The following is a 25,401-nucleotide window of genomic DNA, read 5'->3' on the forward strand; positions in this document are numbered from 1 at the left end:
CGCCGGCGGGCGCGACGGACGCCGGGGGAGCGGGAGTCAGCCCTCCTCGGCCACGGCGTCCACGTCGGCCACGGCGTCCGGGCGGGCGTAGGTGCGGCCCTTCCAGGCCGCGCCCCGGCCCCGGTGGTGCTGCACCGCCGAGTCGACCGTCATCAGCAGATAGAGGAACGCGGTGACGGGAAGCAGCGGAGCGAGCCACGGCGGCTGGCGGTAGTAGCGGAGCATCGGGAGGTACGTCGCCGCCATCACCAGCCAGGCGAGCCCACCGGCGAGCGCGGCCGCCGGACTCCCCGTCGCCAGGCCCGCCGCCAGGGTCACGGGCGGCGCGAGGTACACGAGGGCCATCCCGGCCACCGTGCCGCACAGCAGCAGCGGGCTGTGCCGCAGTTGGGCGTACGCGCTGCGCGAGACCATCCGCCACAGGTCGTGCAGCCGCGGGTAGGGGCGCACGCTCTCGACGTGGTCGGCGAGGCCCAGCCAGACGCGGCCCCCGCCGCCCTTGACGGCCCGCGCGAGCGCCACGTCGTCGATCACGGCGTGCCGGATCGCGTCCGGGATCCGCGCCCGCTCGGCGGCCTCGGCGCCCAGCAGCACGCAGCCCCCCGCGGCTGCCGCCGTCCGCGTGCCCGCGCGGGCGATCCGGCGGAAGGGATAGAGCTGCGCGAAGAAGTAGACGAAGGCCGGCACCACGAGCCGCTCCCACAGGCTCTCCACCCGCAGCCGGGCCATCTGCGACACGACGTCGAAGTCCCCGGCGCGGGCCGCCGCCACCAGACGGCGCAGGCTGTCCGGGTCATGGGCGATGTCCGCGTCCGTCAGGAGGAGGTAGCGGGGGGCCCGCGCGCGTGCCAGGGCGATGCCGTGGCGTACGGCCCACAGCTTGCCGGTCCAGCCCGCGGGCGGCTCGCCCGGCGAGGACACGGTCAGCGGCAGGCCGCCGTGCCGACGCGCCAGCGCGCGGGCCAGCTCCCCGGTGCCGTCCGAGCTGCCGTCGTCGACGAGGAAGACCTCCGCCCGCCCGGGATACTCCTGGGCGAGCAGGGACGGCAGGCTCCGGGGCAGGACGGCGGCCTCGTCCCGCGCGGGGACCACGACGCAGACCGGCGGCCAGTCGTCCGCGCCGGTGCGCACCTGCGGCCGTCCGTCCGGAGCGGCGCACTCCGGCGGCCGTCCGTCCGCGGCGGTGCTCACCGCCCTCCGTGCGCCCGGGGCGCCGGACACCGGCGGCCGTCCGTCCGGCCCCAGGGCCCCGCCCGCCCGGTCCCCGCCCGCCCGGTCCCGGCCCGGTCCGACCCCGTCCGGCCGGGCCTCGCCCGGTGGCCCTCCGCCCGGCGGCAGTCTGACGTCGGTGCGCCAGAAGAAGCCCTGGCCGAGCAGCAGCCACAGCCAGGCGGCGAGTGATACGGCGGCGGTCCACACGAGCGCGCTCACTCGCGCAGTCTGCCCCACCCGGCCGGGCCGCCGGGGCCCATCGTCTATCGTGGCCGGGTGAAGATCGCGCTCATGGACTCCGGAATCGGCCTTCTTCCCGCCGCCGCCGCGGTACGCCGGCTGCGGCCCGACGCGGATCTCGTGCTCTCCTGGGACCCCGACGGGATGCCCTGGGGACCGCGCACCCCGGAGGACATCACGCAGCGGGCCCTGGACGTCGCCGGAGCCGCGGCCGCCCACGAGCCGGACGTCCTGATCGTCGCCTGCAACACCGCCTCGGTGCACTCCCTGCCCGTGCTGCGCGCCCGCTTCGAACCCCGCCTGCCCATCATCGGCACGGTGCCCGCGATCAAGCCGGCCGCGGCGGGCGGCGGACCCGTCGCGATCTGGGCGACTCCCGCCACCACCGGCAGCCCCTACCAGCGCGACCTGATCGAGCGGTTCGCCGACGGGGTGACCGTCACCGAGGTGCCGTGCCCCGGCCTCGCGGACGCAGTGCACCACGCCGACGAGGCGGCCGTCGAGGCGGCGATCGCCGCGGCCGCCGCCCGCACCCCCGACGACGTGACGACCGTTGTCATGGGCTGCACCAACTACGAGCTGGTCGCCGAGCGCATCCGCGCGGCCGTCCAGCGGCCCGGGCGGCCGCCGCTCATCCTGCACGGCTCCGCCGGTGCGGTGGCGGCCCAGGCGCTGCGCCGGATCGGCGCCGACCCGGTACCCGAGGCCGATGTCGACAGCGCGCTGACGGTGCTGCTCAGCGGGCGCGAGGCCGAGCTGCCCGACACCGCACTCAGCTACGAGGAGGGCCGCCTCCTCCAGGTGGTCACCCCCGCCCGCTGACCGGCCCGAACGCACCGGACGCGGGCCCTGCGCCGCGCGTCCGCGGGGGCCGGTCACGCTCCGCGACGCCCTACCCGCCCGGCGAAACCTGAGTAACCTCGTTGGCATGAGGGACCATCCCCGCGGCGAGGACACCCCCCACTCCGAGGTCTGGACCGGACGCGCCACCAACCGGTTCCAGTGGCTGCTGGCGCTGGTCGGCGCAGGCTGCATGGCTCTCGGCGTCGAGTTGGCCGTCGACTCCGCCTGGAGCTCCGGCGTCGCCCCGCTGGTGATGTCCGTGGTGGGCTGCATCGCGGCCGGACTGCTGGTCCTCTTCGGCACCCTCGCCTTCGTGCACGTGGCGCTGAGGGTCGACACCGACTCGCTGGAAGTGCGCTGCGGCCACATCGGCCTGCCGCGCCGCCGCATCCCCCTCGACCATGTCGCGGGCGCCGAGTTCGACCCGCACGTCACCCCGCGCCACTGGGGCGGCTGGGGCTACCGCTGGCGGCCCGAGAAGGGCACCGCGGTCGTCGTACGGCGGGGCGAGGGCGTCGTGCTGCGCCTGTGGGACGGCCACACCTTCACGATCACGGTCGACAACGCCGAGTCGGCGGTCCGCGTGATCAGGGCCCGCCTGCGGCCGCCGTCACCGGGCGCGGCCTGAGCGCCGGCTCCGCTGCGGCAGCCGTCACCGGGCGCGGCCTGAGCGCAGGCTCCGCGCCGGCCCCGAGGGGGACCCCGGGCGCGACCGCGCGTCCGACGCGGCTCAAGGCGCCGGACGGCCCCGGCGTGACACCGGCTCCGCCACGGAGGGTCCCGGCTCCTCGGCCAGCGGGCGTGCGGTGGCCGTCCCCGCCAGCAGTCCCACGCCCACGGTCACGGCGGTGAAGCTCAGCGCGTTGCCGACCGCGGCGATCGCCGCCACCGCCGTCAGGACCGCCCCGGCCGTGAGCGCCACCGGCGTGGGGCGCGCGGTGCGCCACAGCGCGTGGAGCAGCCAGCCGTACGCGGCCGCCAGCAGGAGCACACCGGTCAGTCCCTGCTCGGCCGCCTGCTGCAACAGGGCCGAGTGCGGCTTGCCGTCCGGCTGGAGCGACTGGGCGGCCACCGGGCTGAACTCCACGAACCGGCCCGGACCCACGCCCAGGCCCGTGTTCCGGTGGGCGAGGCGCAGCGCGTCCCGCCACAGCTCGATCCGGTGCCGCGTCAGCCGACCCTCCGCGGCCACGGCGAGCCCGGCGGGCAGGACACGCGCCGCGACCGCCCACGCCAGTCCCGCCACCCCGGCCGCGGCCGCGGCCAGGCCCGCGACGGCCGCCCCGCGGCGCCGCACGCGGCCTGCCGCCGCGGAGACGAGCAGCACCGCGCCGCAGCAGGCGAGGCCGACGGCGGAACCGAGCACCGCCGCGGCCACCGCGACGGCGACGGCCAGGGCCCCGAGCGCGAACCGGAGCGCCGGGGCGGACGCGGCCCGGGCGGCGCAGCAGGCGGCGCCCGCGGACAGGGTCAGTACGGCGGCGGTGGCCCCGGCGTGTCCCAGCGGGGCGGCGAACTGCGGTCCGGGGACCAGCCCCGGGACCGCCAGCGTCAGTCCCAGTCCCGCCAGCGCCCCGGCGCAGGGGGCGGCGACCGGCAGCAGGGCCCCGCAGATCCGGCCCGTGGCGTATCCGGCGGCCACGGCCAGCACGGCGAGCAGCACACCCTCGGGGCGGCCGTCGTGCAGCGTGCCGGTGATCAGCGACCAGGTGGCGCAGGCACCGAGCACCACGACGCCGCTCGCATCGGAAACGATTCGTCTGCGGCTGTCGACGAGACCCTCGCCGTGGCCGCCGCCGTGGCCGTGGGCGACACGGCCGGTCCCGTTGTGGCCGTCGGTGTCCCGGCTGTTCCGGTCCCGCCCGTCGGTGTTCCGGCCGTCGGTGTCCTGGCCGCCACCGCCCGGGCCGTCACCGACGGTCCGTCTTCCGCTTCGGCCGTCCGCCCCGTCGGCCGGTCTCCTGTCCGTGGTTCGCACCCCTCGCCCCCCGCACCCTTGCCCCCGGCCGCGCCCCCGCACGCCGGTCGCTCCCCGCCCGTGACCGGACCCCGGCCGACCGGCCGGAACGGCCGCACGACACAGGCTCCGGCACACCGTAACGGCTGATGACCGGATTGGGGACGTCTCGTGCGGGACCGATGCCGTTGCGGACGATGTGGCCGCCGTGTCCGGAGCCGGGAGCCCGCCGGACGCCGCCGGAGGGCGGGGCCCGGTCACGGACCGTGCTGTCGACCCCCTGGTCACGCGCCGTAGACTCCCGGGGTGACCGTCACCGCAACTTCCGTCGACGAGTCGGACCGGCTGCGACCGCAGACCGCCGCCGCGCCCTGGCGCGCGAAGCTCGTTCGGCTCGTGCCCGCCGTCGCCGCGATCCTGGCCGGGGTGCTCCTCTACATCAGCTTCCCCCCGCGCACCCTGTGGTGGCTGGCGCTGCCGGCCTTCGCCGTCCTCGGCCGGGTGCTGCGAGGCCGAGGCTGGAAGGCGGCCCTCGGCCTCGGTTACCTCTTCGGCCTCGGCTTCCTGCTGCCGCTGCTGGTATGGACCGGCGTGGAGGTCGGCTCCGGCCCCTGGCTGGCGCTCGTCGCGGTGGAGTCGGTGTTCGTCGCGCTGGTGGGCGCGGGCATCGCCGCGGTGTCCCGGCTGCCCGCCTGGCCGCTGTGGGCGGCGGCCGTGTGGATCGCCGGCGAGGCGGTACGCGCCCGCGTGCCGTTCCGCGGCTTCCCCTGGGGCAAGATCGCCTTCGGCCAGGCGGACGGCGTGTTCCTGCCGCTGGCCGCGGTGGGCGGCACCCCGGTGCTCGGCTTCGGCGTCGTCCTGTGCGGCTTCGGCCTGTACGAGGTCGTACGGCTGGCCGGGGAGGGGCGGCGCGCCGGTGCCGTACGGCGGCCGGCCGCCGCCGCCGCGCTGCTGAGCGTGGCCGTCCCGGTCGCGGGCGCCGTGGCCGCCCGCCCCCTGGTGAGCGACAAGGCGGAGGACGGGACCGCGACCGTCGCGGTCGTCCAGGGCAACGTGCCCCGCGCGGGCCTGGAGTTCAACGCGCAGCGGCGGGCCGTCCTCGACTACCACGCGCGGGAGACGCTCCGGCTGGCGGAGCGGGTGAAGGCGGGCAAGGTCCCCCGGCCCGACGTCGTGCTGTGGCCGGAGAACTCCTCCGACATCGACCCCTTCGCCAACGCCGACGCGCGGATGGTGATCGAGGAGGCGGCCAAGGCCGTCGGCGTGCCCGTCTCCGTCGGCTCCGTCGTGGAGCGGGACGGCAGACTCCTGAACGAGCAGATCCTGTGGGACCCGGCCAAGGGGCCCGTGCAGACGTACGACAAGCGGCAGGTCCAGCCCTTCGGCGAGTACCTGCCGCTGCGCTCGCTGCTCGGCGCCGTCAACAAGAACTGGACGTCGATGGTCCGCCAGGACTTCAGCCGGGGCACCGAGCCGGGCGTCTTCACCGTCGGCGACGCCAAGATCGGCCTCGCCACCTGCTACGAGGCCGCCTTCGACTGGGCCGTGCGGGACACGGTCACCGACGGCGCGCAGATGATCTCCGTGCCGAGCAACAACGCGACCTTCGACCGCAGCGAGATGACCTACCAGCAGCTCGCCATGTCCCGGATCCGCGCGGTCGAGCACAGCCGGACCGTGACCGTCCCGGTGACCAGCGGCGTCAGCGCGATCATCATGCCCGACGGGCGGATCACCCAGAGGACGGGCATGTTCGTGGCCGACTCCCTGGTGCAGAAGGTGCCGCTGCGCTCCTCCGAGACGCCCGCCACCCGGCTGGGCATCCTGCCGGAGATCGCCCTCGTCCTCGTCGCCGCCGGCGGCCTCGGCTGGGCGATCGGGGCCGGTGCGCGCGGCCGGCGCGCCGGTGACGCGTAGCCGTACGCCGGTCGTACGCCCCCGGCCGCGCGCCGGGGGAGCCGGACCGGCCCGCTAGGGTCGGGCCATGGCCACTCCTGACTTCATCCGCACGATCCGGGCCTCCGCGGGGCAGCAGTTGCTGTGGCTCCCGGGGGTCACCGCCATCGTCTTCGACGACGAGGGGCGGGTGCTGCTCGGCCGCCGCGCCGACACCCGCAGGTGGTCGGTGATCGGCGGCATCCCGGAGCCGGGGGAGCAGCCCGCCGCCTGCGCCGTGCGCGAGGTGCAGGAGGAGACGGCCGTGCACTGCGTCGCCGAACGGGTCGTCCTGGTCCAGGCGCTCGAACCGGTCACCTACGGCAACGGCGACATCTGCCAGTACATGGACATCACCTTCCGCTGCCGCGCGGTGGGCGGCGAGGCACGGGTCAACGACGACGAGTCCCTGGACGTGGGCTGGTTCCCGGTGGACGCGCTGCCCGAGCTCAACGAGTTCGGGCTGTTCCGGATCAAGCAGGCCCTGAGCGACGCACCCACGTGGTTCGACCCCACGGCCTCCGACTGAAGTATGGGTTGCTGCCACATGTGGCAGGGGTGGGGGCGTGCCTAGGGTCGGCACATGACCACGCCCGACGCCCTTCCGGCCCCCCACGCCCCCTCGCTCGACCTCGGCGGTCGCACGGCTCTCGTCACCGGTGCCGCCGGCGGGATCGGCCGCGCCTGCGCGCTGCGGCTGGCCGCCGCCGGGGCGAAGGTCAGAGCCGTCGACCGGGACGCGGCCGGCCTGGACGCGCTCGCCGAGCAGTCCGGCGCTCTGGCGGGCACCCTCGAGCCGCATGTCCTGGACCTCACCGACCTCGATGCCGCCGAGCAGGCGGCCGCGGGCACGGACGTGCTCGTCAACAACGCGGGCCTGCAACTGGTGCGTCCCATCGAGGAGTACCCGCCCGAGGTGTTCCACACGGTGCTGACCGTGATGCTGGAGGCGCCGTTCCGGCTCATCCGCGGCGCACTGCCCCACATGTACGGGCAGGGCTGGGGCCGCATCGTCAACGTCTCCTCCGTGCACGGCCTGCGCGCCTCCGCCTTCAAGTCGGCGTACGTCGCGGCCAAGCACGGCCTGGAGGGACTGTCCAAGACGGCCGCCCTGGAAGGCGCCCCGCACGGCGTCACCTCCAACTGCGTGAACCCCGCCTACGTCCGCACACCGCTGGTCGAGAAGCAGCTCGCCGACCAGGCGCAGGCGCACGGCATCCCCGAGGAGCGGGTGCTGTCCGAGGTGCTCCTGCAGGACAGCGCGGTCAAGCGGCTGATCGAGCCGGAGGAGGTCGCGGAGGCCGTGGCGTATCTGTGCAGCCCGCAGGCGTCCTTCGTCACCGGCACCTCGCTGGTGCTGGACGGCGGCTGGACCGCGCACTGACCGACCCGGCGTCCGCCCCTCCGCCGAGTTGTCCACAGGGCTCGGCGGACGGGCGGACGATGGGGAATCCTGTGAGCATGTCCAGCGATCACGTGCGGTCCGCCGGGCGCCCCGCCAACGGCACCGGGGCGCCGGCCGGCCCTGCCGACGCCACCTCCGGCGTCGTGGCCGACGGCGCCGAAGCGCCCTTCCTCGAACTGCTCGCCCGGGGCGCGCCCGCGGAGGCCTACGAACAGCCGGTGCTGCTCGCCCGCGCCGAGGGCCGGCCGGACGCGTGGATCGCCGCCCTCGACCACGCCAAGGCCCTCGCCCTGCGCGTGCGCGCGGAGCTGGAGGGGCGCCGGCGACGCGAGGCGGAGCTGTCCGCCCTGTTCGAGACCGCCCACGACCTGGCCGGCCTGCGGGACCTGGACTCGGTGCTCCAGGCCATCGTGCAGCGCGCCCGCTCCCTGCTCGGCACGGACGTCGCCTACCTCACCCTGCACGACGAGGACCGGGGCGACACGTACATGCGCGTGACCGAGGGCTCGGTGGCGGCCCGCTTCCAGCAGCTGCGTCTGGGCATGGGGGAGGGCCTCGGCGGCCTGGTCGCCCAGACGGCCCGCCCCTACGTCACCGACGACTACTTCAAGGACCCCCGCTTCCAGCACACCGGCACCATCGACACGGGAGTGCGGGACGAGGGCCTGGTCGCCATCCTCGGCGTGCCCCTCGTGCTCGGTTCGCACGTCATCGGGGTGCTGTTCGCGGCGGACCGGCGGGAGCGGGTCTTCGAGCGGGAGCAGATCGCGCTGCTCGGCTCCTTCGCCGCCCTGGCCGCGGCCGCCCTCGACAGCGCCAACCTGCTCTCCGAGACCCGCTCGGCCCTGGCCGGTCTGGAGAAGGCCAACGAGATCATCCGCGACCGCAGCGCCGTCATCGAGCGGGCCTCCGACGTCCACGACCGGCTCGCCGAGCTCGTCCTGCGCGGCGGCGGCGTCCACGACGTGGCGGCCGCGGTCTCCGAGGTCCTCGCCGGCACGGTCGAGTTCACCGAGGCCGCCGCCGTACCCGCCGAGGCGCTGGAGGCGTCCCGGGCCGACGGACACGCGGTGCGGCACGGCGACGACTGGGTCGCGGCCGTCGCGGCGGTCGGAGAACTGCTCGGCGCGCTGGTGCTGCGCGGCCACCCCGCACTCGACCCCGTCGACCAGCGCACCCTGGAGCGCGCCGCGATGGTCACCTCGCTGCTGCTGCTCGCCCGGCGCTCGGCCGCCGAGGCCGAGCAGCGCGTCCGCGGCGAACTGCTCGACGACCTGCTCGACGGCCGCGACCGCGACCCGCGCCTGCTGCGCGAGCGGGCGTCCCGGCTGCGCGCCGACCTGGACTCCACCCAGGTCGTGCTCGCCGCCCGCCTCGACGCCCCGACCGCCGACGCCGACCAGGAGGCCGACGCCCGGCGCCGACTGTGGTCGGCCGCCTCCCATCTGGCCGCCACCCGGCACGGACTGGCCGCCGCCCGCGACGGCGGCACGGTCCTGCTGCTGCCCCTGGGCCGCGGTGACACCGCCACGGAGGTGGCCCGCCGCACCGCCCGACACCTCGGCACCGCCGTGCACGAGGCGGTCACCGTCGGGGCCTCCGCGCCGGTGGAGGACCTCGCCGTCCACCCCGACGGCGTATCCGCCGCCTACGCGGAGGCCCGGCGCTGCCTGGAGGCCCTGCGGCTGCTGGGGCGCTCCGGCGACGGCGCCGCCGCCGAGGACTTCGGCTTCCTCGGCCTGCTGCTCGCGGGCGAACGGGACATCGCCGGCTTCGTCGACCGCACCATAGGCCGGGTCGTCGCCTACGACGAGCGGCGCGGCACCGACCTGGTGCACACCCTGGACGCCTACTTCGCCTGCGGCATGAGCCCGGCCCGCACCAAGGACGCCCTGCACGTCCACGTGAACACGGTCGCGCAGCGCCTCGAGCGCGTCGGCCGCCTGCTCGGGGACGACTGGCAGACCCCCGCCCGCGCCCTGGAGATCCAGCTCGCCCTGCGCCTGCACCGGCTGTCGGCACCGGCACGGCTCTGACCCCATGCCGCCAGACGCCCCCGGGGTCCCGTACGGCGCGCGGCCCACTCCGGCGCGTGCCCGCGTACGCGAAGGCCCTCGTACGCGAAGGCCCCCGTACGCGCGGGGCGTACGGGGGCCGGAGCGGTGGCCGGGCCGGGCCGGACCGCGCGGGGCCGTCGGGCGGGGCGCGGTCCGGTCGGCTGGGGTGACGGCCGACGCGGCCGTCACCCGACAAGGCCGTCGGGCGCGTCAGGCGGTGCGGGCGTCCGTCGCCGCGGCCGCAGAGGGCTCGGTCCGGTCCGAGGTCTCGACGGCGGCGAGATCCCGGTGCCGGGTCTCGCTGGCCACGCCGACGGCGATCAGGGTCAGGACGGCCGCCGCGATGACGTACAGGGCGATGGGGGTGGAGCTGCCGTAGTCGGCGAGGAGGGCGGTGGCGATCAGCGGCGCGGGAGCGCCCGCGACGACCGAGGCGAACTGCGCGCCGATGGAGGCGCCGGAGTAGCGCATCCGGGTCGCGAACATCTCGGAGAAGAAGGCGGCCTGCGGGGCGTACATGGCGCCGTGCAGCACCAGGCCCACCGTCACCGCGATGAGCAGGTTGACGAACGTACCGGTGTCGATGAGGGAGAAGAACGGGAACATCCACAGGCCGACCCCGGCCGCGCCCAGCAGGTAGACGGGACGGCGTCCGATGCGGTCCGAGAGCGCGCCCCAGGCCGGGATGACGGCGAAGTGCACGGCGGAGGCGATCAGCACGGCGTTCAGCGCGGTCTCCTTGGAGACACCCGCGGAGGTGACGGCGTAGACGAGGATGAAGGCCGTGATGACGTAGTAGCTGATGTTCTCCGCCATGCGCGCGCCCATGGCCACCAGGATGTCGCGCCAGTGGTGCCGCAGCACGGACACCAGCGGCAGCTTCTCCGCCGCGGCCTCGGCGTCCTGGGCCGCCTTGCGGGCCTCGGCCTGGGCCAGCGCCTGCTTGAAGACGGGCGACTCGTCGACAGAGAGACGAATCCACAGACCGACCATCACCAGGACACCGGAGAGCAGGAACGGGATCCGCCAGCCCCAGCTGCCGAACGCCTGCTCGGAGAGCAGGGCGGTCAGCAGCGACAGCACACCGGTGGCCAGCAGCTGCCCGGCCGGCGCCCCGGTCTGCGGCCAGGAGGCCCAGAAACCGCGCCGCCGCGCGTCCCCGTGCTCGGAGACCAGCAGCACGGCCCCGCCCCACTCACCGCCGAGCGCGAAGCCCTGGACCAGGCGCAGCACGGTCAGCAGGATCGGAGCCGCGGCCCCGACGCTCGCGTACGTGGGCAGCAGGCCGATCGCGAAGGTCGCGCCGCCCATCATCAGCAGGCTCAGCACCAGCAGCTTCTTGCGTCCCAACCGGTCCCCGTAGTGCCCGAACACCAGGGCGCCGATCGGCCGGGCGGCGAAGCCGACCGCGTACGTCAGGAACGCCAGCAGCGTGCCGACCAGCGGGTCGCTGTTCGGGAAGAACAGCGTGTTGAACACGAGCGCGGCGGCGGAGCCGTACAGAAAGAAGTCGTACCACTCGATGGTGGTGCCGATGAGGCTGGCGGCGACGATGCGGGGGAGGTTCGCCGGTTTCGGCGGAGCGGTTGCTGCGGAGGCCATGTGCGCCACTTCCTCGTGTGCGGTGGGGACGGGTGTACGTGTCGGCACACCGTAGGAAGACGCAGATCAGGCGCACATGTGGTGGGACACCATAGTTCTGGTCCGGGGTGTAAGGGCGGCCCCCATGCGTCGTTCAGGAGCGCGCGGCGCCCGCCTCGACCGGGAGATCGGCGAGCCGCCACTCGAGCATGCCGTCGACCAGGCGTGCCGCGCGGCGCCCCCGGGAATCCAGCAGACGGGCCGCGTCGTGGGACAGTACGCAGTTGCTTCCCCGGCAGTAGGCGATGATCTCTCCCTCGGCCGGGAGGTCCGCGAGACGGGCCTCGAGCTCGTCGAGCGGGACGGACAGGGCGCCGGGGATGTGGCCGGCGGCGTACTCCTCGGGCGGCCGTACGTCGATCACGGTGGCGGTGCCGGACCTGATCCGCTCCAGCAGTTCCTCGCGTGTCAGGCAGTCGGTGTCGTCGGGGCCGAGATAGGCGGCGCGGGCCGCGCCGGCCGCCGCACGGTGGGCGCGGGCAACGCGCTGCAGCAGCGCGTAGAGGGCCGCGACGTCGTCGCCGGCGAGACGGTAGTGGATGCGGACGCCGTCGCGGCGGGTGGTGACCAGCCCGGCCCGCTTGAGCGCCTGCAGATGGGCGGAGGCCGTGGTCAGGCCGAGCCCGGCGGCCCGGGCGAGCGCGTCGACGCTGCGCTCGCCCTGGGCGAGGAGGTCGAGCAGCTCCAGGCGTTTTCCGTGGGCCAGGGCCTTGCCGGTCTGGGCGACGGCGTCGAACAGCTCCGCTTTGCGGGCAGGATCTCCCATGTGACATCCTCCATGAATCCATGGATTATCGTAATGGAAGTTCAAGGACATCATGAGCACCTCCGTCCCCTCGCCGGCCGCCGACGGCGGAATCCGCCTCGGTCTGCGCGCCAATCTCGCCCAGTTCTCCCTGCTGGTGGCTGTGAACGCCCTGGTCGGAGGCATGCTCGGGCAGGAACGCACCGTCCTGCCGCTGCTCGCGCACAGCGTCTTCCACCTCTCCGCCTACACCGCCGCCCTGACGTACATCGTGGCGTTCGGGGCGACCAAGGCGGTCACCAACTTCTTCGCTGGGACGCTGTCCGACCGCTTCGGCCGCAAGCCGGTCCTCGTCGCCGGGTGGCTGATCGCCCTTCCGGTGCCGCTGCTGCTGATCTGGGCGCCGTCCTGGGGCTGGGTGGTCCTCGCCAACGTCCTGCTGGGCGTCAACCAGGGGCTGACCTGGTCCACCACGGTCATCATGAAGATCGACCTCGTCGGCCCCGCACGGCGCGGCCTCGCCATGGGCTTCAACGAGGCCGCCGGCTACGCCGCGCTCGCCGCCACCGCCATGGCCACCGGCGCGATCGCCGCCCACACCGCGCTGCGGCCGCAGCCGTTCTTCCTGGGCATCGCCTACGCCGCCCTCGGGCTGGGCCTCTCCGCCCTCGCCGTGCGCGAGACCCACGCGCACGCCCGGCTGGAGGCCGCTCAGCACGGCACCGCGAAGAACCCGGACCACCACGGCGAGCTGACCACCGGGCAGGTCGCCTGGATCACCAGCGCCAAGGACCGGGCCCTGTCGGCGGCGAGCTGGGCCGGCATGGTCAACAACCTCAACGACGCCCTCGCCTGGGGCATCTTTCCCCTGCTCTACGCGGCCCATGGCCTGTCCGTCGCCGCGATCGGCGTCCTCGCCGCGCTCTACCCCGCCGTGTGGGGCCTCGGTCAGCTTCTCACCGGCTGGTGGTCCGACCGCGTCGGCCGCAAGCACCTGATCACCGCGGGCATGTTGCTGCAGGCCGTCGCCATCGGGCTGGTCGCGCTCGGCACCGCCTTCCCGGTGTGGGCCCTCGCGCAGGTCCTGCTCGGCGCCGGTACCGCCATGGTCTACCCGACGCTGCTCGCCGCCATCGGGGACGTCGCCCATCCCGCCTGGCGGGCTCGCGCGGTCGGCGTCTACCGGCTGTGGCGCGACGGCGGATTCGCCGTCGGCGCCCTCCTCGCCGGGGCCCTCGCCGACGCCTACGGCCTGACCACCGCCGTCTGGGCCGTCGCCGCCCTGACCGCCGCGTCCGGGATCGTGGTCGCACTCCGCATGTACGAGACCCACACCCCGTAGCACCGCTTTCGCCGCGTCTCCGCCCTCGTCCGGGGCGGAGACGCCGGCGAAGGACGCGCCTCGGTGCGACCGGAGGCGAGGCGCGTCCTGCCGCCGACGCGCCTCCCTGTGAGACCGGACGCGAGGGTGCCGTGTGACCGCACGCGAGAAGCCCCGGAAGCCTTCAGGCTTCCGGGGTCTCGTTCCTGCGGGGCAGCGGGTCCGGCGGCGCGCTCAGTCGCGGGCCGCCGGCACGCGACTCAGCTGTTGCGCAGGCGGGCCCGTGCGCTGTCCAGGTCGCACTGGCGGCTCCGGTTGTACGGGAGCTTGCCGAGGAGGACGGCCATGCCGCATGTGTTGGTCAGGGCCGAGAAGACCAGCCCGCCCGCGACGCCCGCGGACAGCAGGCGGAAGGCCGGGTGGACGAACTCGCCCAGCGCCAGGCCGAGCAGGACGAGCGAACCGGCGACCAGGCGGACCTGGCGCTCCATGGCCCACTTCGCCTTGGCGGCACCCCGGGGGCGCTGCAGGTCGTGGCCCTGGGCCGCCCAGGCGCCGGTTCCACCGGAGAGGGTGGCGGTGTGGATGCCGTTCTCGGCGAGCATCCGGCAGGCGTTCTCCGAGCGGGCGCCCGAGGCGCAGACGACGAGGACCTCGCCGCGCTGGGCCGCGGTGCGGATGTCGGGCATGGCCGCGTCGAGCTGGTCGAGCGGGATGTTGAGCGCGCCGGGGATGTGGCCGCCGTCGTACTCGCCGGGCGTGCGGACGTCGATGACGGTCAGCTCGTGCAGGCGGGTACGGGCCTGGCCGGGATCGAGAGTGGTGGGGGTCGTCATGAGGGGAGTCATCCTTGTGCGTCGAAAGGGCTTCGAGGGGGGTAGGAGGAGAGTAGTACGGGTACCCCGCGGGGTATCAGGGGGGTGGCGTGGTCATGTCGTGATCAGACGATGACGTCGACGAGCATGAAGGCGGCGACGGCGAGCAGCACATAGGCGAAGAGGCGCTGGAGCGTCTTGCCCTTGATCTTCTTCGACAGGCGCTTGCCGTCCCAGGCGCCGAGGATGGCGGCCGCGGTGAACGGCGCGATGACCGCCCAGTTCAGCTCCACCCCGCTGCCCGCCCGGGCGGTGAGCGCGGCCAGCGAGTTGATCGTGATGACCAGCAGGCTGGTGCCGACGGCCCGGCGCATGTTCAGACCGAGCACGCTGACCAGTGCGGGGACGGCCAGGAAGCCGCCGCCGACGCCCAGGAACCCGGTCACCGCGCCGAGCCCGGCACCGGCGGCTCCCGCCTTCCCCGCGTGCACCTGGCCGGACGGCACGGTGTGCTGGGGACGCAGCATCCGCAGGGCCGCCAGCGCCGCGATGACGGCGAAGGCGACGGTGAGCACGGTCTCGGGCAGGTGGCTCGAGAGGGCGCCCGCGAGCATCGCGGGAACGATGCCCGCCGCGGCGAACAGCAGGCCGGTGCGCCAGGCCACGTTGCCGTCCCGGGCGTGCCCGACCAGTGCGGTGACCGAGGTGATGGTCACGATGATCAGGCTGGCCGTCGTGGCGGCCGCCGGAGTGAAGCCGAGGAGGTAGATCAGGGCGGGAACGGCGAGGACGCTGCCGCCCCCGCCGAGGCCGCCCAGGGCCAGGCCTATGACGGCGCCGGCCAGGAGCGCGACGATCAGAACGGTCATGCTATCGAGCCGCGGTTCCCGCGTTCGTCGACGACCGGGTGGCCCGCGGCGGCCCAGGCGCTCATGCCGCCCTTGACGTCCACGGCGTCCAGGCCGCGCCCGGTCAGCAGTTCCGCTGCCCGCTGCGAGCGGTTGCCGCTGCGGCAGATCACCACCAGAGGCCGCCCCTGGAGCGCGCCGGGCAGCGCCGCCCCGGTCTGCAGGACGGACAGCGGCGCGTGGAAGGCGTGGGGCGCGTGCCCGGCGATCCACTCGCGCTGCTCGCGTACGTCCAGCAGGACGGCCTGGGCGCCGGTGCCCTGGGTGCGTCGGAGGGCTTCGTCGACGGTGACGCGGCTCTTGCCGCGACGGAAAAGGAACATCACACAACCTCGCAAGAACTAGGGGTGGGGTACGACGGGCCTGTTCAGCCGGTCACGATCGACAGTCCGGCCTCGGGAGCGTTGTCGAAGCCGTCGTCGACGGCCACCACGTCCCGCCCGGCGGCGTCCAGCAGCGAGGCGGCGATGCCGGCCCGCATTCCTCCGGCGCAGTGAACCCAGACCGTGCCGGCCGGTACCTCGCCGAGCCGCTTGTGCATCTCGTGGATGGGGATGTGCACGGAGCCCTCGATGTAGCCGCCGGCCCGCTCGGAGTCGCGGCGGACGTCCAGGACGACGATCCCGTCCGTGCCCTGCTCGGCCAGCCCCGCGAACGTGGACCGCGGGAAGGAGGCCGGCCGGCCTCCCTCGGCGACCCATTCCTCGGGGTTGCCCGTCGCCGCGGCGGCGGGCCGGTCGATGCCGACCCGGACCAGCTCCCGCTGCGCGGCGGCCAGCTGCTCCGGGGACTCGGCGAGCAGCGTGACCGGCTTGCCCCACGGGATCATCCAGGCCAGGTAGGTGGCGATCTTGCCGTCCGCCTCGAAGTTGAACGACCCGGCCACGTGGCCCTCGGCGAAGGCGACCCGGTTGCGCAGGTCCACGACCCATTCGCCGGCGGCGAGCCGGGAGGCGATCTCCCGGGCGTCCGCCACGGCCGGCGGGGTCAGGTCCACCGGGGCCGGGCCGGCGGCGTTGGCCGGACCCATGTACGTGTAGTACGCCGGTATGTCGTCGAGGTCGGCGAGCAGCCGGGCCACGAAGGAGTCCACGTCGGTGGTGAGCGCCGCGTTGACGGCCTTCTCCTTGCCGATCGTGGTGGCGTCGCCCTCGGCCTGCGCCGAGGAGCAGAAGCTGCCGAAGCCGTGCGTGGGCAGGACGGAGGTCTCGTCCGGCAGCTCGGCCGCCAGCCGGTGCGCGGAGGCGTGCTGGGCGCGGGCCAGCTGCTCGGTCAGGCGCGGCTCGACGAGGTCGGGGCGGCCCACGGTGCCGATCAGCAGCGAGCCGCCGGTGAACGCGGCCACCGGCACGCCCTTGTCCTGCAGGACGTAGGAGGTGTGGTGCGGGGTGTGTCCGGGGGTGGCGACGGCCCGCAGTTCGAGTCCGGCGTCGAGGGCGACGGTGTCGCCGTCGGCGACCGCCACCCGCGCGAACGACACGTGCGCACCGGCCGGGACCAGGTAGGCGGCGCCGGTCACCCGGGCCAGCTCCAGACCACCGGTGACGTAGTCGTTGTGGATGTGGGTCTCCACGACGTGGGTGATCCGCACCCCGCGCCGGGCCGCCGCCACCAGCACCTGGTCGAAGTCGCGCGGCGGATCCACCGCCACGGCCGTCTCCTTGCCGCCGGCCAGATAGTGGCGGTTGCCGAGGCCTTCGAGCTCAATGGTGTCGATGAAGAACACGGAGATGTTCCTTTCCCACGGAAATTACCCCCCCGGGTATGTGTATCACCGTAACACAAGTACCCCCGGGGGTATTCCGTAAGGCGGTCAGTCCGCCCGGGAAGTGCCCCCGGGGGTCTGTGCGGTGAGCGAGGCGAGGGCCGCTTCGAGGCGGCGGGTCGCCTCGTCGGCGACGGGACGCAGGGCGTCGAGCCCGGTCAGTGTCACCATCGTGTCGGGGTCGAGCGCCTGGACGGTGGTGCCGTCGCCCTCGGTGCGGACGACCACGTTGCAGGGCAGCAGCAGCCCGATGGTGCGGTCCGTGTCCAGTGCGCGGTGCGCCAGCGGCGGGTTGCAGGCGCCGAGGATGACGTAGTCCTCCATGTCCTGGTCGAGCTTGGCCTTCAGGGTGGCGGTGACGTCGATCTCGGTGAGGATGCCGAAGCCCTGCGCGGCCAGGGCCTCCCGGACACGCTCGACGGCGGTGGCGAAGTCGGTGTCGAGGTGCACGGTGCGGTCGTAGCGCATGAGGTGGCCTTTCTGTCGGTTCGCGAGAGACGGGTGGACGGGTGTCCGGGGGGCGGTCGGCCGGACGTGCTCCGGTGCCGGCTCACGCCAGCGAAAGGAACAGCCGCTCCAGCCGGGTGCGGATCTGGGCGGCGTCCTCGCCGTTCGCCCGTCCGGCGTCGATGTCGACCACGCATGTCTGCAGGCCGCTGGCGATGATCGCGAAACCCGCCCGGTCCAGGGCGCGCGACGCCGCCGCGAGTTGGGTGACGACGTCCTCGCAGTCGCGCCCCTCCTCGATCATCCGGATGACACCGGAGATCTGGCCCTGCGCGCGGCGCAGCCGGTTCAGTACGGACTTCAGGTTTGGGCCTTCAAGCTCCAGTTCCACGGTTTTCTCCTTGAAAAATACCCCCAGGGGTACTCCCACTGTACGCCCCGGACACGCCTGAGTCCCGCCCCCCGGGTGGGGGGCGGGACTCAGGCGGCCCTCAGCTTCCCTGTGGGATCACTCTCCGCGCTGATTCAGCGCGGGCGGTCCGTCCTCCGCCGCCGTTCCCCACGCGGACGGCTCGGCGCCGGTGGTGAACGCGAGCGACCGCATCTCGCGCAGGGCGCCCGTCGTCAGGTAGGTGCGGTCGTACGCGGTGCCGTCGACGCGGGCCGACCGGATGTAGTGGTGAGCGCCGGAGGTGCCGGGGGCCGTGATCGTGAGCGCGCCGCGCGGGTAGTAGCGCCGGTCGAGGGTGAGGTCGACCCGTTCGAAGACGGGGGTGGACAGGCCCCAGGTGTCGTAGCCGGGCTGCACCGGGAAGAGGCCGAGGGACGACAGCACGTTCCACGCGGACATGGTGCCGAGGTCGTCGTTGCCGGTCATGCCGGTGGGGGTGTCCGTGAACAGGGTGAGCGCGGCGTGCACCACGTCGGTGGTCTTCCACGGCTGCCCGGTCGACAGGTACGTGTACGGGGCGATGAGGTCGGGCTCGTTCTGCGGGTTGTACTTGTCCGCGTTGTAGTAGTCGTACGGGCCGTTCACCCACACCCCGCGGGCGGTGCCCGCCGGGTCCCGCACGAGCCGGTCGTAGGCGAAGAAGGAGTCCAGCCGGTCGTTCGCCGCCCGCTTCCCGCCGATCAGGCCGACCATGCCGGGCAGGTCCTGCGGCACCAGCCACTGGTACTGCCAGGACGTGCCCTCGTGGAAGCCCTCGCTCCTGGCCGGGTCCGCCGGGCCGGCGAACGCGCCGGAGGCGTCGCGGGCGCGGAAGAACCCCGTAGAGGGGTCGAAGATCCTGCGGTAGTTCTGGGCCCGGGCGGCGTAGCGCGCCGCGTCGGCGTCATGGCCGAGGTCGCGGGCCATCTCGGCGAGCATGGCGTCCGACAGGGCGTACTCCAGCGTCGCGGACCCGCCGTGGTCGTAGTCCGAGTCGCCGGGCTTGACGTGCGGCCGGCCCTTGACGTACGGCGCGAAACCGCCCGCGACGTACTCCTTGTTCGCCTCCCGGCCCACGGCCGGCGACTCGGCGGGCGGCACGCCGTCGGCGTTCTTCCTCAGCGCCGCGTACGCCCGCTCCTCGTAGCCCTCGAGCAGGCCCTGCTGGTAGGCGTTGGTGAGGAACGGGGTGACCGGGTCGCCGGTCATGATGTTCGTCTCGACCGTGCCGTAGCCCCACTTGGGCAGCCAGCCGCTCTCCTCGTCGATCCTGATGACGGAGATCGCCATGTCGCGGGCCTCGCGCGGCGCCAGCAGCGCCAGGAGCTGGGACTGGGTGCGGTAGGTGTCCCACAGGGACCAGTTCTGGTAGTACGTGAAGCCCCGCGCGCGGTGGATCCCCCGGTCCCAGCCGGTGTACCGGCCGTCGGCGTCGCTGCCGATGTTCGGCGCGAGGAAGGACCGGTAGAGCGACGAGTAGAACGTGCGGCGCAGCGTCGGGGTGCCGCCCTGCGCGCGGACGTCGTCGAGCCGGCCCTCCCAGGCCCGCCGCGCTGCCTCGCGGACCTGCTGGAACGAACGGCCGCCCTCGGAGCGCAGGTTGACGGCCGCGCCGTGGGCGTCGACGTACGACAGGGCGGTCGTCGCCTCGACGGTCCGGTCCTTCGTCGTGTCGAAGCGGACGTAGGCGCCGTCCCGGCCGGTCCTCGAACCGTCGGTGACCGCCGAGCCGTTCCAGGTGCCGAACGCGGTGAACGGGCGGTCGAAGCGGGTGATCGTGTAGACCGTGTACGGCTCGGTGTCCTGGCAGAAGCCGCTGCCGGTGATCGCGGTGCGCACCGTCCGGTCGTCGAGGACCTCGACCCGGGTGGAGAGGGTGCGGTGCAGTGACTGGCCCGCGTCGAGCAGCACATTGGCCTTGTCGGTGGCGGGGAACGTGTACCGCTGCACGCCGGTGCGCGCGGTCGCGGTCAGTTCGGCGTCGATGCCGGTCTTCAGCCCGACCTTGTAGTAGCCGGGGCTCGCCTGCTCCGTGTCGTGGCCGAACTCGGCCTGGTACTTGGCGTAGGCGGTCTCGGCCACGTCGCCCGTGGTCGGCAGCACGGGCAGGTCGCCGCCCAGCCCGCAGCCGACGCCGGAGAGATGGACGAGCGAGAAGCCCCGGATGTGGTTCTGGGAGTGGTCGTAGCCGGTGTTGTGCCCGGTGTCCGGCGAGAACTGCACCATGCCGAAGGGCACCGCCGCCCCGGGGTAGGTGTTGCCCTCGTTCTCGGTCCCGATGAACGGGTTGACGAGGTCGGTGAGCCGGCCGCCGCCGGTGCCGGCCGCCTCGGCCGTGGGTGCGGCGAGGGCGGCACCGAGCAGCGCGGCCGCGGCAACCACCGTGCCCGCACCACGCATTCGCTGGGTCCATCGCATGAACGTCAGCCCCTCCCCGGAGAATTGGACAACGTTGTCAAAGTGGCGCGCTCATTCTTCGGCGTTCTGCGTGTACTCGTCAAGAGTGCGTGCGCGCGGCGACCGCTGGGGCCCCGGCGGCCGGCCGGCGGAGTGATTCACGGTGAATCCATACGTTTTGCCCCAAGTCCCGCTAGGGTCGGGACATGTGAACTACTACGACCTGGGCAGCCACACCCGGCGCGTGACGACGTCGTCCCCCGAGGCCCAGTCGTGGTTCGACCGCGGGCTGAACTGGACGTACGCCTTCAACCACGAGGAGGCCGTCCGCTGCTTCGAGGCGGCCGCCGCGGCGGACCCCGACTGCGCCATGGCCGACTGGGGCGTGGCCTACGCCCTGGGCCCCAACTACAACAAGCCCTGGGGGTTCTTCGACGAGCGGGACCTCGCGCGGACGGTGGAGCGCACCCACGCCGCGGTGGAGCGGGCGCACACCAAGGCGGCGTCCGCGTCCCCCGTGGAGCGGGCGCTCGTCGAGGCGCTGCGCGCCCGCTACCCACGGGCCGAGGCCGAGGACGCCGAGGACTGCTCGGTGTGGAACGCGGCCTACGCCGACAGCATGGGGGCCGTCCACCGGCTGGCGCCCGACGACCTCGACGTGGCGGCCCTGTACGGCGACGCCCTGATGAACCTCACCCCCTGGCAGCTGTGGGACATCCGCACCGGCAGCCCCGCGCCCGGCGCGCGCACGCCCGAGGCCAGGGCCGTGCTCGAAGGGGCGATGGCGACGCGGGCGGGAGCACGGCACCCCGGCCTGCTGCACCTGTACATCCACCTGATGGAGATGTCCCCGTCCCCCGAGACCGCCCTGCCCGCCGCCGACCGGCTGCGCGGCCTGGTGCCCGACGCCGGGCACCTGCAGCACATGCCGTCCCACCTGGAGGTGCTCTGCGGCGACTACCGGCGGGTGCTCTCCGACAACGCCGCGGCCGTCGCCGCCGACGAGAAGTACCTCGCCCGGGCCGGAGCGATGAACTTCTACACCCTCTACCGGTGCCACAACCTCCACTTCAGGATCTACGGCGCGATGTTCCTCGGCCGCTTCCAGGACGCGATGGAGACGGCGGAGCGGCTCGAGGCCGCCGTGCCCGAGGAACTGCTGCGTGTGGAGAGCCCGCCGATGGCGGACTGGCTGGAGGGCTTTCTCGCGATGCGGGTGCACGTGCTGATCCGCTTCGGCCGCTGGGACGACATCCTGCGCCTGCCGCAGCCGGCCGACCCGCGGCTGTACCGCGTGAGCACGGCGATGCGGCACTACGCGCGCGGCGTCGCGTTCTCCGCCACCGGCAGGATCGCCGACGCCGAGGCGGAGCGCGCCCTCTTCCGGCAGGCGGCCGCCCAAGTCCCGCGGACCCGCATGCTGTTCAACAACACCTGCGCGGACATCCTGGCGATCGCCTCGGCGATGCTCGACGGCGAACTGGACTACCGCCGGGGCGATGACGAGGCGGCCTTCACCGCGCTGCGCCGGTCGATCGAACTGGACGACGGCCTCCCGTACGACGAGCCGTGGGGCTGGATGCAGCCCGCCCGGCACGCGTACGGCGCGCTGCTCCTGGAACGGGGGCGGGTCGCGGAGGCCGAGGCGGTCTACCGGGCCGACCTGGGGCTCGACGACACGCTTCCCCGCCCGTTGCAGCACCCCGGCAACGTCTGGGCGCTGCACGGATTCCACGAGTGCCTGCTGCGGCTCGGCCGGACGGCCGAGGCACGGATCGTCGCCCAGCAGTTGAAGATCGCGACCGCGGTGGCCGACGTGCCGATCACGGCGTCCTGCTTCTGCCGCCTGGACACCGCTCCGGACGACGGCTGCTGCGGCCCGCCCTCCCGAGGCGCACCACCGTCCTGAGACGTGCGGTCTGAGACCTCGGGCGCACCACCGTCCTGAGGCGCACCGCGTCGAGCGCCCGGCCGGTCCCGCACCGGGCGCCCGGTACGGAACCGGCCGGGCGCCCGCCTACGGTGCGCCGTTCAGCGGCTCGCGTCCGCCCACCGGCGTGGGCAGCGCCGGCTCGGCCGCCGGGGAACCGGCGGTCACCTCCTCGCCGCCGAGGACGTGCTCGCCGTAGAGGTCTTCCAGCCAGGTGGTCTGGTAGATGGTGTCGAGATAGCGCTCACCGAGGTCCGGGGCGATGGCGACCGCGGTGAGCTCGCCCATGTCGTCGTGCCGGGCCAGCCAGTCCATCGCCCCGCTGACCACCGTCCCGGTGGAGCCGCCGAACAGGAACCCGCGCCGGGCCAGCCGGTGGCAGACGCGGATGGTGTCGGCCTCCTCGACCTTGATCACCTCGTCGACGTAGGACTCGTCCAGCAGGGGCGGGCGCATGCTCATGCCGATTCCCGGGATCATCCGGCGGCCCGGCTCGCCGCCGAAGGTCACCGAGCCGACGGTGTCCACCGCGACGACCCGCACGGGCCGGTGCCAGGTGCGGAAGAACCGGGCGCAGCCCATGAGGGTCCCGGTGGTTCCCGCGCCCACGAACAGCACGTCCAGCTGCGGGAACTGACGGGCGATCTCCGGCGCCGTCCTGCGGTGGTGCGCCCGCCAGTTGCCCGGATTGGTGTACTGGCTGAGCCACACGTACCGGTCGTCGGCGGCGCACAGCGCGCGCACGTAGTCGATGCGGGCGCCGAGGAAGCCCCCGTTGGCGTCCAGGTCGGCGATGACGTGCACCTCGCTGCCCAGTGCCTCCATCAGCAGGCGCGTCGACAGATTGCAGCGGGAGTCCGTCACGCACAGGAACCGGTAGCCCTTGCTCGCCGCGATCATGCTGAGCGCCACGCCCAGGTTGCCGGAGGACGACTCGATCAGCACCGAGTCCGGCGTCAGCAGCCCGTCCCGCTCGGCCGCCTCCACCATCTCTACCGCGGCCTTCAGCTTGATCGAGCCGGCGAAGTTGAACCCCTCGCACTTCAGGAAGAGGGAACGCCCCATGATCGACTCCAAGTCGACGTAGAGCTGGCCCTCGTTGTACGCGTGGGGGGCGGAAATGACGGGCACGCTGGCCTCCTCATGCCAGGGCTGAGGGAAACCGCTCAGCCGTACCGGCGCAGCTCGTGGAAGAAGTCGTCGATGACGTGGAGGGCTCCGGTCCGGGCCACCTCGTCGTGCACGTAACTGCCGACGGCGAGGTCGAGGACACCGAGCCCGAAGGGCGAGAAGATCACGGTTCGGTCGGTGGGCAGGCTCGTCCGTCCCGTCATGACGTCGTGGAGTGTGCCGTCCAGGAAGTCGCGGTTGCCGGTGAGCTGCTCGGCCAGGTGGGGGGAGGTGTCGGCCTTCAGGCAGTGCTCGACGTCGTCGACCACGTTCGCCGAGGCGAGCAGGATCTCGGGAGCCAGGTCGCGCAGGGAGACGTGCAGGACGACGGGGTGGTGGGCGAACCAGGCCGGGTCGGTGACATGGGGCTGCCCGGCGACGGTGGCGAAGACCACCAGGTCGCTGGAGCGGACCAGTTCCTCGGCGCTGTCGTGGACGGTGACCCGGCCGGTGTGCCCGGCGCGGCCGTCCTGTCGCAGATAGCCGCGGAAGCCCGCGGCGCTGTCGGCCGACAGGTCGTGCACACCGATGGAGTCGAACGTCCAGCCGGTGCCGGCGAGGAACGTGTGGATGTAGCGGGCGATCAGGCCCGTGCCGAAGAACCCGACCCGGGTGGGGCGGGACCGGCCGCGGGTGAGCCAGTCCGCGGCCAGCGCGGCGGAGGCCGCGGTCCTGGTCGCGCTGATGATGGAGCTCTCCAGGCAGGCGAACGGGTAGCCGGTCTCGCGGTCGTTGAGGATGAGCACCGCCGACGCCCGGGGCAGGCCCGCCGCCACGTTGTCCGGGAAGCTGGAGATCCACTTCAGGCCGTCCACCCCCACCGGTCCGCCGAGGGAGGCGGGCAGCGCGATGATGCGGGAGTTCGGACGGTCGGGGAAGCGCAGGAAGTACGACGGCGGGTTCACCGAGTCGCCCCGGCCGTGCAGCCGGTAGGCGGACTCGACCAGTTCCACGATCTGCTTCTCGCGCCCTTCCAGGGCCTGCCGCACCTGAGCGCCGGAGATCACCGAGAAGCTCGGCACCGGGGCCGGGGCCGGGTGCGGGGCGGTGCCGTGGGCCGCGGGGGAGGTCACGGAGGTCATCGGCGGCTCCCCTCCCCGGCGGGGCGGCTCTCGGGCAGGCGCTGCGGCTCGGCCATGGCGACCACCACCTGGCGTTCACCGGTGAAGGCCTCCCTGCTGTGCGCGGTGCGGATGTTGTCGACGAGCAGCACGTCGCCGGCCTGCCACGGCTCGCGCCGGGTGTGCTCCTCGTAGGTGGCGTTGAGGAGCTGCACCACGTCCTCGCCGATCGGACTGCCGTCCCCGTAGCGGGTGTTGAACGGCAGCCCGTCCTCGCCGTAGACGTCCACCAGGTACTCCCGCACCTCCGGGGCCAGCGTCCACTGGTTGAGGAAGGCGATCTGGTTGAACCAGCAGCGGCGGCCGCTGACCGGATGGCGCACCACGGCGCCGCGGCGCTGCCGGGTGTGCAGGGAGCCGTCGGGCTGCCAGGTGAACTCGATGGCGTTGGCGCGGCAGAAGCGCTCCACGGCGGCGTGGTCGGCGGTGCCGAACGACTCCTCCAGCGACGCCCCGATCTCGTCGTTGTAGGAGCGCGTGAGCATCCAGCCCTCGCGCTCGAACCGCTCGGCGACCGCCGCGGGCAGCGCCTGGAGCACGCGCTCGGCGTCGGCCACCGCGGTCGCCCCGCCCTCGGCCGGCGCGGTCAGGCACGCGAAGAGCATCAGCCCGGGGACCTCCAGCGCGTAGCTGAGCTCGTGGTGCATGCACATCGGCTGGTTGGCCGGCCAGGTGGTGGAGGCGTACAGCCCCGGGCTGTAGCGCTGCCGGGGCGCGAAGGCCTCACGCTCCGTCATCAGGCCGCCGGCCAGCCCCGCGAAGACGGCGCCGGCGGACGCGGGTTCCCGCACTCCCAGACCACGGATCAGGAGCGCTCCGTGCTCGGCGACCCGCGCCCGCAGTCCCTCGCGGTGCTCGGCCGCCCAGCGGGGCGCGTCCTCGGGCGGGTCCACGTGCAGGACCGGGGGCCTGTCCGGCTCCAGCTCCACCTCGAGCAGGGATGCCGGGGAAGAGAACGACATCTGGTTTCCTCTCGTTCGTCGTCGCGGAGGATCTCTTCGGTCCGCGAGGTCTGCGAAGGTCCGGCCGGTCCGCGAGGTCGGGTCCGCGAAGGCCGGGTCC

At 73.8% G+C, this 25,401-nt stretch carries 22 protein-coding genes; 8 read left to right on the top strand and 14 right to left on the bottom strand.

The window, feature by feature from the left end:
* Nucleotides 1-36 precede the first annotated feature (36 nt).
* The gene (locus tag ACIPM1_RS07390) at nucleotides 37-1,449 is read right to left on the bottom strand and encodes a glycosyltransferase (RefSeq protein ID WP_402430181.1); all 1,413 of its coding nucleotides are present in this window, start codon (nucleotides 1,447-1,449) and stop codon (nucleotides 37-39) included.
* A gap of 39 nt (nucleotides 1,450-1,488) precedes the next feature.
* On the opposite strand from ACIPM1_RS07390, the gene ACIPM1_RS07395 reads away from it, so the two are divergent.
* Together ACIPM1_RS07395 and ACIPM1_RS07400 are read left to right on the top strand one after the other, a co-directional pair.
* Nucleotides 1,489-2,274 carry an aspartate/glutamate racemase family protein gene (locus ACIPM1_RS07395; protein WP_356179886.1) on the top strand — a complete coding sequence of 262 codons (786 nt, stop codon included), beginning with the start codon at nucleotides 1,489-1,491 and terminating at the stop codon, nucleotides 2,272-2,274.
* A 106-nt stretch (nucleotides 2,275-2,380) separates the two neighbouring features.
* Entirely contained in the window at nucleotides 2,381-2,923 is a 543-nt protein-coding gene (locus ACIPM1_RS07400) for a hypothetical protein (protein ID WP_402430184.1), read from the top strand.
* Nucleotides 2,924-3,025: 102 nt separating this feature from the next.
* On the opposite strand, the gene ACIPM1_RS07405 is transcribed toward ACIPM1_RS07400, so the two are convergent.
* Nucleotides 3,026-4,027: an O-antigen ligase family protein gene (locus ACIPM1_RS07405; RefSeq protein ID WP_402430729.1), complete on the bottom strand. Its 1,002-nt coding sequence runs from the start codon at nucleotides 4,025-4,027 to the stop codon at nucleotides 3,026-3,028.
* Between the two features lie 531 nt (nucleotides 4,028-4,558).
* Between ACIPM1_RS07405 and lnt the strand changes: the two genes are divergently transcribed.
* From lnt to ACIPM1_RS07425, 4 genes are all read left to right on the top strand, one after another.
* A complete protein-coding gene (lnt, locus tag ACIPM1_RS07410; RefSeq protein WP_402430187.1) occupies nucleotides 4,559-6,169 on the top strand; it encodes an apolipoprotein N-acyltransferase in 1,611 nt (536 codons plus the stop codon).
* 67 nt (nucleotides 6,170-6,236) lie between these two features.
* Nucleotides 6,237-6,716, top strand: a complete 480-nt coding sequence (locus ACIPM1_RS07415) for an NUDIX hydrolase (protein WP_402430190.1) — start codon at nucleotides 6,237-6,239, stop codon at nucleotides 6,714-6,716.
* Nucleotides 6,717-6,770: 54 nt separating this feature from the next.
* Nucleotides 6,771-7,571, top strand: a complete 801-nt coding sequence (locus ACIPM1_RS07420; RefSeq protein ID WP_402430193.1) for a 3-hydroxybutyrate dehydrogenase — start codon at nucleotides 6,771-6,773, stop codon at nucleotides 7,569-7,571.
* A 77-nt stretch (nucleotides 7,572-7,648) separates the two neighbouring features.
* On the top strand, nucleotides 7,649-9,628 hold the full coding sequence (locus ACIPM1_RS07425) for a helix-turn-helix domain-containing protein (protein ID WP_402430196.1): 1,980 nt from the start codon (nucleotides 7,649-7,651) through the stop codon (nucleotides 9,626-9,628).
* A 231-nt stretch (nucleotides 9,629-9,859) separates the two neighbouring features.
* Here the strand turns inward: ACIPM1_RS07425 and ACIPM1_RS07430 are convergent, their stop codons facing one another.
* Together ACIPM1_RS07430 and ACIPM1_RS07435 are read right to left on the bottom strand one after the other, a co-directional pair.
* Nucleotides 9,860-11,251, bottom strand: a complete 1,392-nt coding sequence (locus ACIPM1_RS07430; RefSeq protein ID WP_402430199.1) for an MFS transporter — start codon at nucleotides 11,249-11,251, stop codon at nucleotides 9,860-9,862.
* 133 nt (nucleotides 11,252-11,384) lie between these two features.
* Nucleotides 11,385-12,056 (bottom strand): ArsR/SmtB family transcription factor, encoded by a 672-nt coding sequence (locus ACIPM1_RS07435; protein ID WP_402430202.1) that lies wholly within the window; start codon nucleotides 12,054-12,056, stop codon nucleotides 11,385-11,387.
* Nucleotides 12,057-12,108: 52 nt separating this feature from the next.
* On the opposite strand from ACIPM1_RS07435, the gene ACIPM1_RS07440 reads away from it, so the two are divergent.
* Nucleotides 12,109-13,377: an MFS transporter gene (locus ACIPM1_RS07440; protein WP_402430205.1), complete on the top strand. Its 1,269-nt coding sequence runs from the start codon at nucleotides 12,109-12,111 to the stop codon at nucleotides 13,375-13,377.
* Between the two features lie 239 nt (nucleotides 13,378-13,616).
* On the opposite strand, the gene ACIPM1_RS07445 is transcribed toward ACIPM1_RS07440, so the two are convergent.
* The 7 genes from ACIPM1_RS07445 to ACIPM1_RS07475 all read right to left on the bottom strand — a co-directional run bounded on the left by ACIPM1_RS07445 (nucleotide 13,617) and on the right by ACIPM1_RS07475 (nucleotide 20,139).
* On the bottom strand, nucleotides 13,617-14,192 hold the full coding sequence (locus ACIPM1_RS07445; protein ID WP_356179857.1) for a rhodanese-like domain-containing protein: 576 nt from the start codon (nucleotides 14,190-14,192) through the stop codon (nucleotides 13,617-13,619).
* Nucleotides 14,193-14,296: 104 nt separating this feature from the next.
* Nucleotides 14,297-15,040 carry a sulfite exporter TauE/SafE family protein gene (locus ACIPM1_RS07450; protein WP_402430209.1) on the bottom strand — a complete coding sequence of 248 codons (744 nt, stop codon included), beginning with the start codon at nucleotides 15,038-15,040 and terminating at the stop codon, nucleotides 14,297-14,299.
* On the bottom strand, nucleotides 15,037-15,402 hold the full coding sequence (locus ACIPM1_RS07455) for a rhodanese-like domain-containing protein (RefSeq protein ID WP_356179851.1): 366 nt from the start codon (nucleotides 15,400-15,402) through the stop codon (nucleotides 15,037-15,039). The genes ACIPM1_RS07450 and ACIPM1_RS07455 overlap by 4 nt, the downstream gene beginning before the upstream one ends.
* Before the next feature lie 44 nt (nucleotides 15,403-15,446).
* Nucleotides 15,447-16,805: a rhodanese-like domain-containing protein gene (locus tag ACIPM1_RS07460; protein ID WP_402430212.1), complete on the bottom strand. Its 1,359-nt coding sequence runs from the start codon at nucleotides 16,803-16,805 to the stop codon at nucleotides 15,447-15,449.
* 87 nt (nucleotides 16,806-16,892) lie between these two features.
* Nucleotides 16,893-17,312: a DUF302 domain-containing protein gene (locus tag ACIPM1_RS07465; protein ID WP_356179846.1), complete on the bottom strand. Its 420-nt coding sequence runs from the start codon at nucleotides 17,310-17,312 to the stop codon at nucleotides 16,893-16,895.
* Nucleotides 17,313-17,394: 82 nt separating this feature from the next.
* Entirely contained in the window at nucleotides 17,395-17,682 is a 288-nt protein-coding gene (locus ACIPM1_RS07470) for a metal-sensitive transcriptional regulator (protein WP_356179843.1), read from the bottom strand.
* 117 nt (nucleotides 17,683-17,799) lie between these two features.
* Nucleotides 17,800-20,139, bottom strand: a complete 2,340-nt coding sequence (locus ACIPM1_RS07475; RefSeq protein ID WP_402430216.1) for a GH92 family glycosyl hydrolase — start codon at nucleotides 20,137-20,139, stop codon at nucleotides 17,800-17,802.
* A 187-nt stretch (nucleotides 20,140-20,326) separates the two neighbouring features.
* Here ACIPM1_RS07475 and ACIPM1_RS07480 point away from each other — a divergent pair, with 187 nt between their 5' ends.
* Nucleotides 20,327-22,027 (top strand): tetratricopeptide repeat protein, encoded by a 1,701-nt coding sequence (locus tag ACIPM1_RS07480; protein WP_402430219.1) that lies wholly within the window; start codon nucleotides 20,327-20,329, stop codon nucleotides 22,025-22,027.
* A 108-nt stretch (nucleotides 22,028-22,135) separates the two neighbouring features.
* On the opposite strand, the gene sbnA is transcribed toward ACIPM1_RS07480, so the two are convergent.
* Genes sbnA through ACIPM1_RS07495 form a run of 3 tightly spaced genes read right to left on the bottom strand, consistent with a single transcriptional unit; the run spans nucleotide 22,136 to nucleotide 25,301 of the window.
* Nucleotides 22,136-23,179, bottom strand: a complete 1,044-nt coding sequence (gene sbnA, locus ACIPM1_RS07485) for a 2,3-diaminopropionate biosynthesis protein SbnA (RefSeq protein ID WP_402430222.1) — start codon at nucleotides 23,177-23,179, stop codon at nucleotides 22,136-22,138.
* 35 nt (nucleotides 23,180-23,214) lie between these two features.
* Nucleotides 23,215-24,300, bottom strand: coding sequence for a 2,3-diaminopropionate biosynthesis protein SbnB (gene sbnB, locus ACIPM1_RS07490; RefSeq protein WP_402430225.1), 1,086 nt, complete (start codon nucleotides 24,298-24,300; stop codon nucleotides 23,215-23,217).
* Complete coding sequence (locus ACIPM1_RS07495) at nucleotides 24,297-25,301, bottom strand: TauD/TfdA family dioxygenase (protein WP_402430228.1); 1,005 nt, start codon at nucleotides 25,299-25,301, stop codon at nucleotides 24,297-24,299. The genes sbnB and ACIPM1_RS07495 overlap by 4 nt, the downstream gene beginning before the upstream one ends.
* Nucleotides 25,302-25,401: the final 100 nt, after the last annotated feature.

This window comes from Streptomyces sp. NPDC086766 (assembly GCF_044746005.1).
GTDB lineage: Bacteria > Actinomycetota > Actinomycetes > Streptomycetales > Streptomycetaceae > Streptomyces.

Coding starts and splice junctions, on each gene's coding strand:
- sbnB (WP_402430225.1), bottom strand. CDS start 24,300: ATGACCTCCGTGACCTCCCCCGCGGCCCACGGCACCGCCCCGCACCCG.
- ACIPM1_RS07440 (WP_402430205.1), top strand. CDS start 12,109: ATGAGCACCTCCGTCCCCTCGCCGGCCGCCGACGGCGGAATCCGCCTC.
- ACIPM1_RS07450 (WP_402430209.1), bottom strand. CDS start 15,040: ATGACCGTTCTGATCGTCGCGCTCCTGGCCGGCGCCGTCATAGGCCTG.
- ACIPM1_RS07425 (WP_402430196.1), top strand. CDS start 7,649: ATGTCCAGCGATCACGTGCGGTCCGCCGGGCGCCCCGCCAACGGCACC.
- ACIPM1_RS07495 (WP_402430228.1), bottom strand. CDS start 25,301: ATGTCGTTCTCTTCCCCGGCATCCCTGCTCGAGGTGGAGCTGGAGCCG.
- ACIPM1_RS07455 (WP_356179851.1), bottom strand. CDS start 15,402: ATGTTCCTTTTCCGTCGCGGCAAGAGCCGCGTCACCGTCGACGAAGCC.
- ACIPM1_RS07445 (WP_356179857.1), bottom strand. CDS start 14,192: ATGACGACCCCCACCACTCTCGATCCCGGCCAGGCCCGTACCCGCCTG.
- ACIPM1_RS07430 (WP_402430199.1), bottom strand. CDS start 11,251: ATGGCCTCCGCAGCAACCGCTCCGCCGAAACCGGCGAACCTCCCCCGC.
- ACIPM1_RS07400 (WP_402430184.1), top strand. CDS start 2,381: ATGAGGGACCATCCCCGCGGCGAGGACACCCCCCACTCCGAGGTCTGG.
- ACIPM1_RS07435 (WP_402430202.1), bottom strand. CDS start 12,056: ATGGGAGATCCTGCCCGCAAAGCGGAGCTGTTCGACGCCGTCGCCCAG.
- ACIPM1_RS07475 (WP_402430216.1), bottom strand. CDS start 20,139: ATGCGATGGACCCAGCGAATGCGTGGTGCGGGCACGGTGGTTGCCGCG.
- ACIPM1_RS07465 (WP_356179846.1), bottom strand. CDS start 17,312: ATGCGCTACGACCGCACCGTGCACCTCGACACCGACTTCGCCACCGCC.
- ACIPM1_RS07420 (WP_402430193.1), top strand. CDS start 6,771: ATGACCACGCCCGACGCCCTTCCGGCCCCCCACGCCCCCTCGCTCGAC.
- ACIPM1_RS07415 (WP_402430190.1), top strand. CDS start 6,237: ATGGCCACTCCTGACTTCATCCGCACGATCCGGGCCTCCGCGGGGCAG.